The organism is Roseofilum capinflatum BLCC-M114 (assembly GCF_030068505.1).
Taxonomy (GTDB): domain Bacteria; phylum Cyanobacteriota; class Cyanobacteriia; order Cyanobacteriales; family Desertifilaceae; genus Roseofilum; species Roseofilum capinflatum.
The window spans coordinates 6,467-23,446 of record NZ_JAQOSO010000023.1; the positions used below are offsets into that span (position 1 = coordinate 6,467).

The 16,980-nt window shown below is 46.6% G+C and carries 17 protein-coding genes; 7 read left to right on the forward strand and 10 right to left on the reverse strand.

What is annotated here, in order from left to right; translation table 11 throughout:
* Positions 1-33: 33 nt before the first annotated feature.
* Entirely contained in the window at positions 34-171 is a 138-nt protein-coding gene (locus PMG25_RS05355) for a hypothetical protein (RefSeq protein WP_283765874.1), read from the forward strand.
* Between the two features lie 143 nt (positions 172-314).
* Here the strand turns inward: PMG25_RS05355 and PMG25_RS05360 are convergent, their stop codons facing one another.
* Together PMG25_RS05360 and PMG25_RS05365 are read right to left on the reverse strand one after the other, a co-directional pair.
* Positions 315-2,756, reverse strand: coding sequence for a tetratricopeptide repeat-containing S1 family peptidase (locus tag PMG25_RS05360; RefSeq protein ID WP_283765875.1), 2,442 nt, complete (start codon positions 2,754-2,756; stop codon positions 315-317).
* A gap of 755 nt (positions 2,757-3,511) precedes the next feature.
* The gene (locus tag PMG25_RS05365; protein WP_283765876.1) at positions 3,512-4,036 is read right to left on the reverse strand and encodes a COP23 domain-containing protein; all 525 of its coding nucleotides are present in this window, start codon (positions 4,034-4,036) and stop codon (positions 3,512-3,514) included.
* A 229-nt stretch (positions 4,037-4,265) separates the two neighbouring features.
* Here PMG25_RS05365 and PMG25_RS05370 point away from each other — a divergent pair, with 229 nt between their 5' ends.
* A complete protein-coding gene (locus tag PMG25_RS05370; protein ID WP_283765877.1) occupies positions 4,266-5,072 on the forward strand; it encodes an SH3 domain-containing protein in 807 nt (268 codons plus the stop codon).
* 71 nt (positions 5,073-5,143) lie between these two features.
* Here PMG25_RS05370 and PMG25_RS05375 read toward each other — a convergent pair whose 3' ends face one another.
* Positions 5,144-6,646, reverse strand: a complete 1,503-nt coding sequence (locus PMG25_RS05375) for an ABC transporter permease subunit (protein WP_283765878.1) — start codon at positions 6,644-6,646, stop codon at positions 5,144-5,146.
* Positions 6,647-6,799: 153 nt separating this feature from the next.
* On the opposite strand from PMG25_RS05375, the gene PMG25_RS05380 reads away from it, so the two are divergent.
* Positions 6,800-7,552, forward strand: coding sequence for an amino acid ABC transporter ATP-binding protein (locus PMG25_RS05380; protein ID WP_283765879.1), 753 nt, complete (start codon positions 6,800-6,802; stop codon positions 7,550-7,552).
* Here PMG25_RS05380 and PMG25_RS05385 read toward each other — a convergent pair.
* A complete protein-coding gene (locus tag PMG25_RS05385; protein WP_283765880.1) occupies positions 7,549-8,160 on the reverse strand; it encodes a cysteine dioxygenase family protein in 612 nt (203 codons plus the stop codon). The genes PMG25_RS05380 and PMG25_RS05385 overlap by 4 nt on opposite strands.
* Before the next feature lie 170 nt (positions 8,161-8,330).
* On the opposite strand from PMG25_RS05385, the gene PMG25_RS05390 reads away from it, so the two are divergent.
* From PMG25_RS05390 to PMG25_RS05400, 3 genes are all read left to right on the forward strand, one after another.
* Positions 8,331-8,993 (forward strand): YHS domain-containing (seleno)protein, encoded by a 663-nt coding sequence (locus PMG25_RS05390; RefSeq protein WP_283765881.1) that lies wholly within the window; start codon positions 8,331-8,333, stop codon positions 8,991-8,993.
* An 82-nt stretch (positions 8,994-9,075) separates the two neighbouring features.
* Complete coding sequence (gene arsS, locus PMG25_RS05395; protein ID WP_283765882.1) at positions 9,076-10,062, forward strand: arsenosugar biosynthesis radical SAM (seleno)protein ArsS; 987 nt, start codon at positions 9,076-9,078, stop codon at positions 10,060-10,062.
* A 149-nt stretch (positions 10,063-10,211) separates the two neighbouring features.
* The gene (locus PMG25_RS05400; protein WP_283765883.1) at positions 10,212-10,463 is read left to right on the forward strand and encodes a hypothetical protein; all 252 of its coding nucleotides are present in this window, start codon (positions 10,212-10,214) and stop codon (positions 10,461-10,463) included.
* A gap of 432 nt (positions 10,464-10,895) precedes the next feature.
* On the opposite strand, the gene moaA is transcribed toward PMG25_RS05400, so the two are convergent.
* Positions 10,896-11,882, reverse strand: coding sequence for a GTP 3',8-cyclase MoaA (gene moaA, locus PMG25_RS05405; RefSeq protein WP_283765884.1), 987 nt, complete (start codon positions 11,880-11,882; stop codon positions 10,896-10,898).
* A gap of 43 nt (positions 11,883-11,925) precedes the next feature.
* Complete coding sequence (locus PMG25_RS05410; RefSeq protein ID WP_283765885.1) at positions 11,926-12,273, reverse strand: hypothetical protein; 348 nt, start codon at positions 12,271-12,273, stop codon at positions 11,926-11,928.
* A 95-nt stretch (positions 12,274-12,368) separates the two neighbouring features.
* On the opposite strand from PMG25_RS05410, the gene PMG25_RS05415 reads away from it, so the two are divergent.
* A complete protein-coding gene (locus tag PMG25_RS05415) occupies positions 12,369-12,947 on the forward strand; it encodes a Uma2 family endonuclease (protein ID WP_283765886.1) in 579 nt (192 codons plus the stop codon).
* Positions 12,948-13,004: 57 nt separating this feature from the next.
* Here the strand turns inward: PMG25_RS05415 and PMG25_RS05420 are convergent, their stop codons facing one another.
* From PMG25_RS05420 to PMG25_RS05440, 4 genes are all read right to left on the reverse strand, one after another.
* Complete coding sequence (locus PMG25_RS05420) at positions 13,005-14,414, reverse strand: NAD-dependent malic enzyme (protein WP_283765887.1); 1,410 nt, start codon at positions 14,412-14,414, stop codon at positions 13,005-13,007.
* A 193-nt stretch (positions 14,415-14,607) separates the two neighbouring features.
* On the reverse strand, positions 14,608-15,321 hold the full coding sequence (locus PMG25_RS24395) for a rubrerythrin family protein (RefSeq protein ID WP_347178748.1): 714 nt from the start codon (positions 15,319-15,321) through the stop codon (positions 14,608-14,610).
* Positions 15,322-15,428: 107 nt separating this feature from the next.
* Positions 15,429-16,022: a pseudouridine synthase gene (locus PMG25_RS05435; RefSeq protein WP_283765888.1), complete on the reverse strand. Its 594-nt coding sequence runs from the start codon at positions 16,020-16,022 to the stop codon at positions 15,429-15,431.
* Complete coding sequence (locus PMG25_RS05440; protein ID WP_283765889.1) at positions 16,022-16,942, reverse strand: DUF5050 domain-containing protein; 921 nt, start codon at positions 16,940-16,942, stop codon at positions 16,022-16,024. The genes PMG25_RS05435 and PMG25_RS05440 overlap by 1 nt, the downstream gene beginning before the upstream one ends.
* Between the last annotated feature and the right edge of the window lie 38 nt (positions 16,943-16,980).

Below are 16,980 nucleotides of genomic sequence, written 5' to 3' on the forward strand. Positions count from 1 at the left end.
GGTGGGGTGGGGGCGGGTTTACGACATTGATTTGTGGGCATCCTAGATTTGGGGTTAACCCGCCCCTACGGTGAACCCGCCCAACCCGATGTCGATATCATCATTTCCGGTGGGTTTATCGGTGGGGTGGGGGCAGGTTCACAGAGGTTATGGATGGGAAATGGGGAATGATTCATCTTAACCGGACTTGATACAGCAGTTTTCGCTACTATGGGGTACATTTGAATCGCCCTTAATCTGCCTTTACACAACACTCAGAGGGACTTTCTTGCTCATTATTCATTACTCATTACTTAACAGCGCAAAGCGTTGTATTAACTCCCCAACTGCTTCAAAGCTTCCAGGGCGCGTTGAAAATTGGTAACATCTGCTTGCGTATTAAACAGTTCAGCCGCTTGTTGCAAATCGGCGATCGCCCCTTCTTGATCTCCAATGCGAGACCGGGCTAACCCTCGGTTCCCGTAGGTAAATGCATTTTCCGGTTCGAGTTCCAGCGCTCGACTATAATCGGCGATCGCCTTTTGCCAGTGTCCTTCTCCAGCAGAGTGATTGCCTCGATTGAGATAAGCCAAAGCTAAATTTAACGTTAACGCTGAGTTCTGGGAATCTCCATGGGAGATCACCCCTAATTTAGCAGTGACTGTGCCTCTAGCATCTCCCCGGTTTTCATACACAATAGCCATATTTTCCGGTAAGTTTAAGGCAGAACCCCGATCCCAAAGAAGCTGTCGCTCTACACCTTCGTGATCGGTTATCTGAAAGGACAGGAAAACGCCTCGATCTTGTTTCCATAACTTCAGAGCCTCTTGATATACCCGAATAGCTTCCGAATAGCGCTGAAGCCGTTGTAACAAATGACCCTGGAGTTCTTGTAGATGGATATCATTAGGCACTAAAGTAATGGCCCGCTCAACGGATTGCAGAGCTTCATCATAGCGATTTAACCAGACTAATTCTTCGGCCCGGGCCCGCCAAGCCGGAGCAAAAGTTCCTTCACTTTCGGCGATCGCCTCTTCAAACGCAGCTAAGGCTTCGTTATAACGCTTCTGAAACCGCAACATCATTCCCAAACCATACCAGGCTTGATAGAAGGATTGATCTTGTTGAATTGCCCAATTAAAGGCCAGCATGGCTTCTTCATACTGTTCTAATTGCCAAAGGCTAATGCCATAATTAAACCAGGCGATCTCATCCGTACTACTCTCTGGTGTGTCCAAATTTCGTAACAGAGAAACTTGAATTTGCTTGAGTTCAGTACCGTGTAACTGGGGTGGAGGCATAGAATCAACATCCAGCCAGGCGCGATCGATCCCCACGGAAGACACTAAGTGTAAAAAAGTTTTTATGGGAATTCCTAACCCATAACCGAGTTTCAGGGGGCGAATATCTCCTTGGTCATCTTGTTTAATTTCCCCTGAACCGCGACCATGAATGCCAATCACATGACCTTGAGTGTCTAAGATTAATCCCCCACTCATTCCCGGAGCCGTGAGATTAGAATAAAGCATCTCATAGCCATAGGTAAGAGATAAGGAGTCAATTCCCTGTTGTCTTTGGGTCACCTCTAGAACGCTTTGAATCTGTGAGTCCTGACTGAGCAAGCGTCCAGTGGTTAATAAACGGGTGGGAGGATGAGAAGAGCGGTGAGGAGTAGAAACCGGCCAACCGGAAACAAAAACATAATTTAAGACTTCCAAGCTACGCCAATCATAATCGGCTAAAGTGGCCACTTGATAGGGGGTATGGCTTTCAAATTCCACAATGGCTAAATCGACTCCTGGCAGGGGTTGTACGTTTTCTAAGTCTATGGGATGACAGTGACCATCTGGCGTGACAATCTTGTAGTTGCTGGGATGACGAATCACATGCTCGGCGGTTAACACATAATAGGTCGAGTCATTCTGAGCTACAATCACCCCAGAACCGGTACTGTTAGAGTTGGCAATTAAGACTGTGGTTTGTTGGGCGATCGCATCCACCTGATCGACTAAATTCAGATTCACCCATTGGGGAACCGCTTCTGCAATACGGTGTATGGGAATCCCCCAGGCGACTTCTCGCATTCGATTTTGTAAGCCACTATCCGGTCGCGATCCATCTTCAAATACATAGGGATTACCCCACAGAGGGTAAGCCATCATCCCATTAATACTAATCACTTCTCCCTGCAAATTCAGGATTGGCCCCCCGCTCATTCCTTTGTAAATATCATTGCTATATCCGATTTGATACCCCTGTTGTAACCATTGATTTGGAATTAGCTTTATTTCTCCTTTGGTTAAATTTAAGCCCGGAATATCATCAGCAAATCCGGCTGCCACTACTTTTTCTTTTACCGTTAAAACATGGGACGATCCTAATTGAGCAATTTGATACTTTTGATCGGATTGAAATTGCAACAGTTGTATATCTCGGTCGTCAATCGCTAAATCCTGAATTCGAGTGGCCCTATACACTTTGCCATCTGGCGTTTCTATCTGATAAGACTCTCCTGTAGCAATGACATGGGCTGTTGTTAAGACGGTATAAGTTTTGCCTTCTCGGTGAATTAAGGTTCCCGATCCGCCCGTGGTTCCTGTTTTCACTTTTACCGTAATCGCTTCTGCAATATTTTTTAGCTCGGTATAAGATAAATCTACAGAACGGGAAGCGATTTGGCAGTGGGGATAAGATACTTGATTGTGAAGCAACCTTAAGGATAGGCCCACCGATATACTGCTGAGACCCGCTACTAAGAATAGGATGAGGCGTTTCATCGTCAATCCACTCCAAATCTATGAATTACGGTTATCCCACCTCTATTTGAGTGGGTTGGGTTTACCGAAATGCACTCCTCATACCACATAATAGCGCTTATGGGGATAGGGGTGTAACCCCTTTTATGGAAGTTGATGCCCCAAATGTCAACCCATGGGAATATCCTCATCCAATGATTGAGGTCAAAATTGAATTTATGCTGACCAATTCGCCCAAAAGATTGGTTGCAAAAAGATAAATAATGGGTACGCAACAAAGAATCACTAATCAAGGATAGGAATTGATAGAGAAAAAATAGAGTTGTTTTTATAGTTCATGAGATTTAATCAATCATCCGGAGAATTGGAAACTTAACAGGAATTGATCGATTCAGTATTTCTATTTTTGGAGTTTTAATTAAGACCAAAAAAAATTGTATCCCTGATATGTTATGGGAATACAGACAAGAACATTGAGTGGCGATCGCATCTATCCCTAAATCAATTCTCTATAAATATCCGTTAATCAACTTATTTATTGGCATCAAAAATCACCCATAGAACAACAATCATTGAACAGGAAGTCGCGAGGACAGGAGAACACTGAACTCCAGTCAGTGTCAACACTAGCTAAATCGTGTTGAGTAGATTTAATTAGTGTACCGAGAAAATTCGATCAATTCAAGTTGCTCAGTTGCAATAACTGTGCATAAAGTTTAAAAAAAGATAAAAAAAAAGAACCAAAATTGGTTCTTTAGAAGTTTTTTTCACTTAAACTAAAGGGGTTTCACGGAATCGGTATCTGTAGGGGATTCCTGGAGTAGTTGGTTTAAATCGATATAGACTTGATCGGTATTGGAGCCTTGTAATAGAGGATTTAAACCATATTGTCCCACATCAAACAAATCCTGAATGACTCGGCTGGCACTCTCTCCAGGTTGGAGAGTAAAGAGGAGTCCTGTACAGGGCCCCCCCAAGACACTAGAGACACAAATGACATCTAGACCATCTTGAATGCCTGTGGTAATAAAATTAGCAATCCCTTGTTCTTGGTAAGTTTGTAGGCGATTAGAAACTTGCTCGCACCGGGTTTGAGGGTCATAGCCAAAGGGGGTAAAATACTCAGAAACCCAGCGAATAATGGGAATATTCCCTCTCGGAACGAGAGCTAAGGTTGTGGGAATCCCATCACGGGAAGCGCCACAAGCAAAGGTTTGAGCCTTATTTGTCTTGATTTGGGCTGTTGCCCCAACCGCCAATAAGGACAACATCAAGGCTGTAACTGTAGATTTGAGCTTCATAGCAGTATTGGGATAACTGAAGCTAGGCAGAAAGAATACAAAGAGGAACAGTTTACCATAATGGTTCAGGTTCTACTTTAGCACTTCTAGCTCCGGAATAAAGAACCGGATTGAGGTTAATTTGATGATATATCCTTAACTAGAAAGACTAAAGGGCAGCGCGATCGCACTCGAACTGTAGTGGGTCATCGATTGCTCAGGATTCCCATAACTTCAGGAGTGATACAGTATGAAATATGGCATTCGTGGATTAGTCGTGTTTGGATTAATGATGGTCAATTTTCCCGGTCGTTCTTTGCCAGCGATCGCCTCTACTCCCCCCTCCTACGTTGCCCAAAGCATTGTTGGAGAATGTAGAGCAGCTCGTAAAGGGACGTTTGTCTACTACGAACGTAATTTTGAGTCCGGTCAAATTCGCGGCCTGCAAGCCAACGATCGCGTTACCCTCGCTGGCAACGGAGGAGGCGGGTGGATTGCCATTAGTGAACCTACCGTGGGTTTTGTGCGTACTGAAGATCTCAAACCCTGCACCGTGGAAACAGTGACTCTGTGCGCTAATGTCAATTCATTCATTCATGAAAGTCGCTCTCTTGACTCTCGACCGGTTAGAGGTATACTTGCAGGCGAACAGGTTGTTTTAACCACAGAACAGGTGGACGAATGGCGCACGGTACTTGAACCCCGTCCTGGATTTATTCCAGACAACCGTTTAAGAGAATGCGATAACTCTTCCTCAACGGTTGTACCGAGTCGTCCCTCAACAACGCGCCCTCAACCTACCCCAAATGTGTGCCATCGAGTCACCCCTTTAGTCGATGCGGGTCTCAATGTGCGCTCTGCACCAACTGAAGCCGCAAGGGTAGTTGAGACCCTAGTACCAGGGACATTGGTTCGGCTGCGATCGATGGCTCCTCGAACCGATAGCACTGGGCGATCTTGGGTTTCCATTCTTTCGCCAGTATCCGGTTGGGTTTCCGATGGATTTCCGGGCAATAAAAGCAATTTAAGACCAGTTCCTTGTGGGAGTGGCCGATAATCTCTTGGTCTTTTTTAGGATGGGGATGGGAACACAACCCATTACCCATTACCCTTCTGCCGCTCGGAGTGTTAAGCAGCTTTGCGACGCTGTAAGGGGTTCATTCTGGCTTCTAGCCACTTAAATCCAAAGGAAGATAAGGTGGTTAAGACCAGATACATTAAAGCCACAGCTAAATAAATTTCAAAGGATCGATAGGTGGTGGCTACCATGAGTTGACCTTGGCGGAATAATTCCTCAAATCCAATTACGGCAACTAAACTGGTATCTTTGACCAAGGTAATAAATTCATTGCCCAAAGGCGGTAACATGCGGCGCAAGGCTTGGGGAAAAATTACATCTTGCATGGTTTGTAGGGGACTCATGCCTAGGGATTGACTGGCTTCCCATTGACCTTTATCAATGGATTCAATGCCCCCGCGCATGATTTCGGCTAGGTAGGCGGCACTATTTAAGCTTAGGGCTAAGACGGCTGCGGGGAAGCGATCGAAACTGAAGTCTAGACCTAATTCTCGGAATAAACCGGGAAGACCAAAATAGATCATAAACAGTTGCACTAGCATGGGGGTTCCCCGGAAGAAGTCTACATACACGCGGCAAAGAAGGCGCAGGGGTTTGTAGGGAGAAATCATGGCGATCGCCACGGCTGTGCCCCCGATTAACCCGAAGGTAAAAGCCAGAGCCGTGAGCAGTAAGGTAATGGTTGAACCTTGAAGTAAGTTGGCAAACAGTTTTCCCCAATCGAAACTTATCACTTGTGCAGTTTCTAAGGAAGGGGGCACGATGGGTAATTCGGGCGGTTCACCGGCAAACCACGTTTGATAAACGTCGCGATAACCCCCATTTTGGATCAGTAATCCTAGGGCATTGTTAATGTCATCTAAATAAGGGGAGTCTTTCGGCAAGGCAATGCCATAATATTCTTCGGTGACTAATTCCCCGACCACTTTTACGCCTTGTAATCCGGCTTCTTTGATGGCGTAGAGAGTTACTGGCCCATCATTGACTACTGCATCGACCTTGCCATTAATTAATTCTTGTAGGGCCAAAGAGGCGGAATCAAACGAACTGACGCTTGCTCCTTCAATGGTGTTGGCTTCCTGTGCGCCGGTTGTACCAATTTGAACGGCGATTCGTTTGCCGTCTAGATCTTCAAAACTTTGAATATCGGTATTATTTTCTTGAACGGCAATGGCTAAACCGGCCTTAAAATAGGGACGGGAAAACGATACGGTTTGCGCTCGCTCTGGGGTGATGGTCATGCCACTAATGGCGGCATCTATGGTTTGAGACTGGAGGGCGGGAATAATGCCATCAAAGGGTAAACTGATAAATTCAATGTTGAGTTCAGCCGCTTCACCAATGGCTTGCATTAAATCAATATCAAATCCACTGAGTTCTCCTGTGGCTTGGTCTTGCATTTCAAAGGGAGGAAAGGTGGGTTCGGTGGCGACTTGGAGGGTGGGAGCAGAATCTTGGGCAATCGTGGATACACTGGTGAAGATGACCACTAGCAGACAACTGGCGATCGCCAGAAAAACCTGTATTTTGCGGGTGAATCCCTTACTCCCCATCATCCTCAACTCTCTCCTGTCGATAAAACCACGTTAGACCGTTGTTTAGTATCAAGGGTTGATTCCGGAATAAAAGTAATCGCCGATACATTTTACCGATGGAAGATTCAGATAGTTTAAACTCAACTCCCCATTAACGATGGTTTCAAAACTATGGTCAACTCAGCAACTGCCGTCATTGAATGTCAAGACTTACACAAAAGCTTTCAGGATCTGGAAGTGCTAAAAGGGGTGACGACGACATTGCATGAAGGGGATGTGGTCTCAGTGATTGGCCCTTCTGGATGTGGTAAAACGACATTTTTGCGGTGCTTAAATCGTCTAGAGTCGATCAATAAAGGACGGTTGGAAGTGATGGGGATTGATATTTCCCATGCCCAAGTCAGTCAAGAAACTCTACGCCAACTGCGGAGTCGGGTGGGCATGGTGTTTCAGCATTTTAATTTGTTTCCCCATTTAACGGTTTTACAAAACTTGATGCTTGCGCCGATCAAGGTGTTGAAAGACTCAGAATCGGAGTGTCGAGAACGAGCCAGCCATTACTTAGAAAAAGTCGGGTTAGGGGATAAAGCCAATTTTTATCCGGAACAGCTTTCTGGGGGACAAAAGCAACGGGTGGCGATCGCCCGCAGCTTATGCATGAAACCCAGTGTTCTCCTGTTCGACGAACCTACCAGCGCCCTCGATCCGGAGTTAGTAGGGGAAGTTTTAAGCGTTATGAAACAACTGGCGCAAGAGGGGATGACGATGGTAGTGGTTACCCATGAGATGCAGTTTGCGCGGGAAGTCTCCAATAAGGTGCTGTTCTTCCACCAAGGCATTATTGAAGAATCGGGCGATCCGCAAGAGCTATTTACCCAACCGAAGAGCGATCGCCTTAAATCCTTTCTCAGTCGGATTGGCTAAAAATTCCAGGCTCGGTGATTAATCGAATCGAATTCAAACCGGTTTTCCACCTTCGTTTCTCCGTATAAATTCAACGTGATAGCCGGTTCATCCCCTAGGGGTTCCACGCTATGAATAGCATCAGGCAGAAAAGTAATAATTTCTCCAGGACTTAAAATATACGAGTCTACTGATTCAAGGCGATCGCTAAATTCTGGGGTTGGACTTCTGCGCCAAAACCTATTTTTTTCCTGCCCACTTAACAAGGCAACCACTCCCCAAGTCCCATGATTATGAATGGGGGAAACATTCCCCGGCAACCACGCCACCATTTGCATCGTGAGCTTAAAATCTGGTTCGTCATACAACGATAAAATCGACCATCCAGGATTCGGACTCGGTTCTAAATAATAAGTTTGTAACCAAGGCGAATAATCCAAGAGTCTTCGCAAACAGTGAGCAATTTTGGGTAACCGTTGGCGATCGCCTGGAATCTCCCACAAAATGGTTTCTAAATCCGTCAGAAAGCGATATAACCGATAAGGTTTTTCCCCCGTTTCTGGAGAACTTGCAGGCGTTAGAGGCAACCGTTCTCCTTGTTCATTCACCAGCCAGTCAGTAGGTTGCATAGCATCACTTGTGAGTCAAATACTTCTGAAATTAACCCTAACCTAAAACAAACCCCAAGCTGCAAATTCTCAGCAAGGGTTCAGATTTCTCTCAGAGCAGCTTCAGCTCCCTAGGCTTTAGTAGAAGAGAAGAACACTTACAGTTATCCTTAAACTTATCGGAGTCATTGATGAAACTACATTACATTACCACCCTGGCGATCGCCTCTATTTTTACCGTTGGTATAACCGCCCACACCTATGCCCAAGGGCAATTCAAAGGTGGACAAACCTCCATTTCTAACAAAGCCTGTGCTGGAAATCCCTGTGCAGGCAATCCCTGTGCAGGCAATCCCTGTGCAGGCAATCCCTGTGCTGGAAATCCCTGCGCCGGAAATCCCTGTGCCGGTAAAAATCCCTGCGCCGGAGATCCCTGTGCCGGAAATCCCTGTGCCGGTGCGACAAAAAACTCCCCCGTATTCTCACGCCAAGGTGTAGCCATCCGAGGAGCCGATCCAGTCGCCTACTTTAGTCAAAGCAACGGCGCAGATGCCATGATGGGTACAGCCGAATATCAACACGAGTGGAAGGGAGCCACCTGGTACTTTACCAGTGCCCAAAACCGAGACCAATTTGCCGCTAACCCCACCCAATACGCACCTCAATATGGGGGATATTGCGCCAAAGCCGTGAGTGAAGGGAACCTTGCCCCAGTCGATCCCGATGCTTGGACAATCTACGAAGGGAAATTATACCTGAACTACAGTAAAAGCGTGCAAGCTCAATGGAGCCGCGATATACCCGGTAATATTGCCAAAGCCGATCGCCATTGGCCAGACGTTCTCAATCGGTAAATTATTCTAAATTGCGATAGAGTATCTAGGGTGGAGCCATCCACCCTGACTCAACCCTCACCTTGCCGATCTACTGTTGCCCATGCTAAAGACTAACATTACTCCTTTTAAGCGCAAACTGAAAGCCCCTCTGAAGAAAGAGGAAATCACAGTATTACAAATTAATCTAGGTAAACGCTGCAATCTTGCCTGTACCCATTGTCATGTCGAAGCTGGGCCCAAACGAACCGAAGAACTGACTCCAGAAATCTGCCATCAACTGATTCAACTAATTGAACGCTTTCCCCAGATTAAAACTGTGGATCTCACGGGAGGAGCGCCAGAAATGAATTATGGCTTTCGTCCCCTCGTCGAAGCAGCCAGAAAAGCGGAAAAAGAAATTATTGTGCGCTCCAATTTAACCATCTTTTTTGCTGAAGGTTATCAAGATTTACCCCAATATTTTGCCGATCGCCAAGTGCGAGTCGTGGCTTCCTTACCCTGTTATCTCGAAGACAATGTGGATAAAATGCGCGGCAGTGGAGTCTATCAGGGATCGATTCGCGCTCTGCAACAGTTAAATCAACTCGGTTACGGTCGAGAGTCCCATCTCATTCTGGATTTAGTCTATAATCCAGCCATGCCCAACTCAGATCATTTTTCCTTAACGCCGAACCAACAGAACCTAGAGAAAGCCTATAAACAGTATTTGCAAGAGCATTTCAACGTTGAGTTTAATCATCTGCTGACGATTACTAATTTACCCATCGGGCGCACTAAAGAGTATCTGAAAAAGCGTAATTTATACGAGCCATATCTGCAATTTCTAGAAGATAACTTTAATCTTCACACTGTGCCCGGCTTAATGTGCAAGCAAGAATTATCAGTGGATTATTTAGGGCAAATTTATGATTGCGATTTTAATCAAATGGAAGGACTTCCGGCACGGACGGCGACGGGAGAAGCGCTAACAGTGGCTACACTGTTAGAGTGGGGCAATTTAGACGTAATAGAAGAGGTGAGAACGGCTCCCTATTGTTACGGTTGCACGGCCGGAGCGGGGTCAAGTTGCGGCGGTTCTTTGGCTTAAAATGAGGAGGGCATTAGACAAGATTTAGAGACTTGCCAGTGGGAATTCTCCTACAGGAGAGAATGGGATTGTTATAGAATTGACAGGATAGGCAAAGTGTTTTATGATACTGATATTTAACTTATACATGAAGCACAGTTGTAAATCAAATGATCAATCAATGGCTTTTGGCGATCGCCGTTATTATTTCTCTCCTACTTGGTCTTGAAGAAATGGCACGATCAGCCCTTTCCCCTGTTCAGCACGAGTATCTTCAAGAGTCGGACACTTTGAGTTCAGATACTTATTACCAGGCCGAAGATCCTGGAGACGATGATGATGATGACGACGATGATGACGATGACGATGATGATGACGACGACGACGATGATGACGATGACGATGATGATGATGACGAGTAATACAAGCTCCCGTTAGGTGTCATCGTAGGGTGGGCGGGAGGAAGAAACGAAATCATTCAAATTCGACAAACAAATCCTGCCCACCTTGCCCGGTACTTTGATGGATTACCCGGACTTGAGATAAGACACTGGCTAGAGAAGCCAGGGAGCGAAATCATTCAAATTCGATAAACAAACCCTGCCCACCTTGCCCGATACTTTGATGGATTACCCGGACTTGAGATAAGACACTGGCTAGAGAAGCCAGCGAGCAAGATGCTCGCACTCCTAGCGTGACCTCATGTTAGGTGTCATTGTAGTGCCGTGACAACCCTAAAATGGTGGGTTACGGCGGATTGATAGATTGCTGTCAGAGTCTAGGTTTTAGCCGCCTAACCCACCCTACGCTAATGCACTATTTTAGCTGTGTCACGGCAGTAGGGTACGTTAATCTTACCCTCCGATTTGGGACATGGTGCGGGTGTACGTCCCTTCTGTACCTGATTCCCGTTGTTTGAAGTTGATCTCTGGTTTAATCTGTAGGAGATTGGCTACTTGTTGGCGTAATTTGCTTAAAGGAGTCTGCGATCGCAACTTGGTTTTAAGATCGATCTGTCCGGTTTCATTCAGCAGACAGGGACGCAGCCAACCATCAGCCGATAATCGCATTCGATTACAGCGATCGCAGAAACATTCGGACATCTGACTAATAAACCCCAATGTACCCTGAGCGCCAGGAATTTGGAACACATCAGCCGGCCCGTTCCCGCGCACTTCTCCCTCCGTCAGTCCCCAACGCTCCCGAATCCTCTGGCGCAATTCCTCCGAAGGTATCCAGGCTCGCTCGGTAAATAAATGACCATTGCCAATGGGCATAAACTCGATAAATCTCACATGCCATTGCCGCTCTAGGGTCAATGCCGCCAAATTTAACACCTCATGGTCATTCACCCCAGGAATCACTACCACATTCAATTTTAAGGGGTTGAACCCCACCTCATACGCCTTCTGAATCCCTGCCCAGGTGCGCTCCCAGCGACTTTTACCCCCGTTGCCGATAATTTTGTCAAAAGTCTCTGGTTCCAGGGAATCCAGGCTAATATTAATCCGCCGTAAACCCGCATCATAGAGATCTTGCGCCAGGCGATCGAGTAAAAAGCCATTCGTGGTCATGGCTAAATCTTGGGTTTGGGGAAGTTGGGCAATTTCCCGGACTAAATCCACTACACCCGGACGCAGTAAGGGTTCACCTCCGGTTAAGCGAAAGCGGGTAAAACCCAGGGGAATAAACACCTCATTCAAGAGGGTAAGAATTTCTTCAGAGGTGAGGAGATTTTGACTTAAGATATAGTCGAGTTCTTCCCCCGCAGGCATACAATATTGACACCGAAAATTACATCGGTCAATCAGGCTAATGCGAAGGTAATCTACTGTATTCATGCAATTAACAATTAACAATTAACAATTTACCCATTACCCATTTTTAATGGCTCATAACTTCTTTTAGGGTTTGAGTTAAGTTTATGGCCCTCATGGGGCGATCGCCGTCACTGCTGACCATAATGACACTACGGGTTCGGTTGTCGATCGCCTCACAGTCGATCGCCACGGAGACGGTAGGACTGACAGCTAACACTCGGCTGGCATTCACATTTAAGACGGGAACCTCCGTAGAGGCGATCGCCTGTTCTGCTTTCTGCAAACAAGCCGCAACCGACAGATCCAACCATAATTTTTCGTAGTATAGCGTTGGCCCTGCCCAAGCAACAAAGGGATAGCTCAGAATAAGTGTGCTAAGGGTAGTACCGATCCAATGGGAAAGAGTTTTCATGGTTATCTGGGCGTTACAGTGCTAGGAATAGGGAGGTCGATAGCGGTATAATAGTATTCGTTTGAGTGATTGATCCACCGGTTAAGGATACGCTTATGAGTCCTTTGACATTAAATTTAGATGCCGTTAACCTCAGTGACGAGCAATTCTATGACTTGTGCCAAAATAACCGCGAGTTGAACTTTGAACGAAATACTAGAGGAGAACTGATTATTATGTCTCCCGTAGGAGGTGAGAGCGGAAAGCGAGAAGCCGATTTAATCACTGATTTGGGACTTTGGAATCGACATACTAACCTGGGTTATACCTTCAGTTCCTCGACTGTATTTAAGCTTCCCAATGGTGCAGATCGTTCCCCAGATGTGGCTTGGATTCGCCGGGAACGCTATTTAGCTTTAACTGCCGAACAACGACGGAAATTTCCGCCAATTGCGCCGGATTTTGCGATCGAATTAAGGTCAGCCACGGATAGTTTGGAACCGTTGCGTGCCAAAATGAGGGAATATATGGATGCGGGGGTAAAATTGGCATGGTTGATTAATCCCCAACAGCAACAAGTCGAAATTTATCGGCCACAAAAGGAAGTCGAAGTGCGAAATTTGCCTACAGAGTTATCTGGCGAGTCAATATTACCCGGATTGAGTTTGAATCTGGATCTGTTTGATAATGGGTAATAGGGTAATGGGTAATAGGCAAGAGGTTATCCTCCCCCATCCCCATTCCCTACTCTTTTAACCGTTAGCAACCCCTTCGGCCCGGGCAGCTTGTTGAACTGCCGCAGATACGGCAGGAGCTACGCGAGAATCGAATACAGAAGGAATAATATTATGGGGATTGAGATCGGTGGGACTGACTAAAGAGGCGATCGCCCCTGCTGCTTCAATGCACATTTTGCGGGTAATGCTGCGAGCGCGGCAATCTAAAGCACCCCGGAATACCCCAGGGAAGGCTAAGACATTATTGATTTGATTGGGATAGTCGCTGCGTCCAGTGGCCATGACTGCGACATCATCAGTCACCAATTCCGGTTGAATTTCCGGAATGGGGTTAGCCATGGCAAACACGATCGCATCTTTGGCCATGGTACTCACCATTCCCGGAGTCAGCACCCCTGGCACGCTCACCCCAATAAACACATCAGTGTTTTTCATCGCATCTCCTAAAGATCCCGATTCATCTACCGCAAACTCCTGTTTGGCTGCATTCAGGTCAGACCGTTGCTTAGAGACAATGCCCTTCGAGTCACAAAGGATAATATTCTTGGCTCCGGCTTCTTGTAACAGATGGGCGATCGCCACCCCAGCGGCCCCGGCCCCATTAATCACAATTCGTACCTCTTCTAGGCTCTTTTTCACCCATTTCAGGGCATTATAGAGGGCGGCTTGAGTGACGATCGCCGTTCCATGTTGGTCATCATGGAAAATGGGAATATCCAACTCTTTCTTCAAACGGCGCTCAATTTCAAAGCATCGGGGAGCGCTAATATCTTCCAGGTTCACCCCACCAAACACGGGAGCCATGCGTTTAACCGTGGCGATAATTTCTTCTGTATCTTGGGTATCCAGACAAACTGGAAAAGCATCGAGACCGCCAAAATCCTTAAATAGCATGGCTTTCCCTTCCATCACTGGCAAAGCGCCCAAGGGGCCCAAATTCCCCAATCCTAAGACTGCGCTACCGTCGGTAACAATGGCAATGGTGTTGCTTTTAATGGTTAAATCAAAGGCTTTTTCTGGATTTTCGGCGATCGCCTTACAGATGCGACCCACCCCAGGGGTGTAGGCCATGGCCAAGTCAGATTGGCCTTTAATAGCTATTTTGCTATTAATGGTAATCTTCCCACCCTTATGCAGATCGAACGTTTGATCGGAGACTTCCAGCACTTCAATATTGGGCAGGACTTTTATCCCTTGGACAATTTCCTCCGCTTGTTCGGTTGACCCAGCATCAACCGTAATTTCCCGCAGCGTAAAATCGAGGGTGCGTTCTACAAGATTAATTTCCCCTAAACTCCCGCCAACGGAGGCGATTGCCCCAGTCACTCTAGCTAGAGCGCCGGTACGATTTTGGAGTTTAACCCGCATTTTGACGCTAAAACTAGAGCTAGGATTAAGTTTAGTAGCGTGAGATGGCTCAGTCATGGATTTCCTCTAACTTAAAAGATCACTGCCGTGATTAGTATGGTCGAGATCGGTTATGGCGATCGTCACTTAGAATACCCCATTATCAGGAGTGCGATCGGCAAAAACAGAAACAGAGGGTAGCATTTGGGATTTGAGGGGTCAGCACTCCTCCTGCTGCTACCCCAGATCGGGTTACGTCACTACAGACTATCTAAGCTGCGGCAGGTTCTTCATAGGGAACAAATAGCTTTTTCTGCGCTCCACAGATGGGGCAAGTCCAATCATCGGGAATGGCAGCAAAGGGAGTTCCTGGAGCAATTCCAGAATCGGGATCGCCTTTGACGGGATCGTAGATCATGGAACATTGGCGACAAATCCATTTTTGGGTTGCTTCTTGATCGCTGGGGGCTTTTTTGGTAACGGTTTCTCCCTCTAAAACACTTAGAGCATCCGTATATTGTCGGGCATGATGCTGTTCAATGCTGGTGAGTAAGCCAAAATTGTGGGCTGCTTTACGGAAGATTTGGGCGTGTTCTTGGGATTCTTGGGTTTGAGCTTCAAATTCAGCTACTGCGTCACTGTCGCGATCGCTTCTTGCTGCTTCAGCAAATTCGGGATACATGGTGGTGTATTCGTAGGTTTCCCCTTCAATGGCTAAGTCTAAGCACCGGGAGGCGATCGCCTTTTTTTGTTCTTCTGTCAACGATGCGGGATCGTCAACCACCAGTTCGGGATGGATTAAGCGGAAATGGGCAAAAGCATGTTCAGTTTCCTGATTTGCCGTTTCTCTAAACAGTTTAGCCAGTTCTGTCATGCCTAACTTTTTGGTGACTTCGGCAAAAAATAAATATTTACGGTTGGCCATTGATTCGCCACCAAAGGCAGCTTCGAGGTTTTTCGCGGTATTATTATTGGATAAGTCCATAGTTTAATGGGGTTGGTATTCAGGCAAAAATTGTATCAACAATACCATGATTCTATGCCAGCTACAATGTGAGAATGTGAGCGATCGGCAGGGAATCCTCCTATTGCCTAGGGCCCAGCACTACGGCTAATTTCCTTGACTTCTTCCGGCGTTAACTCCCTCCATTGGCCAGGATTTAATCCCTCCAATTTCAACCCGGCTAAAGAGACCCGCACTAACCTTAATGTCGGATATCCGATCGCTGCTGTCATCCGCCGTACCTGACGGTTACGCCCTTCGGTGAGTGTCATTTCCAACCAAGCTGTTGGAACCGTTTTGCGGCTGCGAATGGGGGGGTTACGCTCTGGGAGATCGGGGGGTGGGATGATTTGCACCTGAGCCGGTCGAGTTTTACCATCTTTAAGCATCATGCCTTGTCGTAGGGGAGTTAAATCCTCCTCCTCTGGAATTCGTTCAACCTGTACCCAGTAGGTACGTTGATGACCATAGCGAGGATGGGAGAGGAGATGTTGTAATCTGCCATCATTGGTTAATAACAGCAATCCTTCACTATCCCGGTCTAACCGACCAACGGGATAAACTCCAGGAACTGGGATATAGTCTTTCAAGGTTTCTCTGGCTGATTTTCCTTGGGTATGAGGATTCTCATCAGTGAATTGACACAGAACGTTGTAGGGTTTGTAAAAGAGAATGAGGGTCATTACCAATCTGGTGCTGCACCGGTTTGGGGGAATTGGGTGATGGTTTGTACGCTTGATCCATCTCTATTCATACTAAAAATGAGATCGGAACCATTGCGAGTGGAGCGAAAAGCGAGTTTGAAGCCATCGGGTGACCAGGTGGGTTCTAGGTCTCGTCCGGGGTGTCGGGTTAAGTTTACAATATTGGTTCCGTCTGCATTCATGAGATAAATATCGGCATCGCGGGTAAAGTAACCGGGTTTGAGTTCAAAGGATTCAAAACTAAAGGCAATGTACCGACCATCGGGAGACCAAACGGGGGTATGATGAATGCCTTCGCGATCGCTCAATTGAATCACATTGGAGCCATCGGCATTCATCATATAGATCTGGAAACTTTTGCCATCAGCGCGGTTAGAGGTAAACAGAATTTGCTCGCCATCGGGAGACCAATCTGGCGATCGCTCCACGGCTGGATGATGGGTAATATTGGTTTGCCCGGTTCCATCGGCATTCATAATAAAAATATCCTGATTTCCGTTGCGATCGGAACTAAAGGCGATCTGCTCTCCATCGGGCGACCAAGTGGGGTAAAATTCCCAAGCGGGATTTACGGTTAAGCGCCGTTGATCTCCCCCATCGGCATTCATCACATAGATTTCCCGATTTAGATCTCGATTGGAGACAAAGGCAATTTTACGGCGATCGGGTGACCAAGCGGGTAAGCCATCATCGCGCAAAATATGGGTGAGACGCTGAGGATAGGAACCATCGTCATTCATGGTATAAATGGACATATTGTTTTCCCGCAAGGATTGAAAAACAATTTTCGGTCTATCGGGGACGAAGCCATGGGTTGTGGTTTGGCACAGAATCACCAATAAACAGGCAAATAAACCTAAGCGAATGGCGATCGCTCTTAATTTGACTCTTATTTTCACTGCTACTCACCCCCTTTTGACTCTTCCGCGATCAGGGC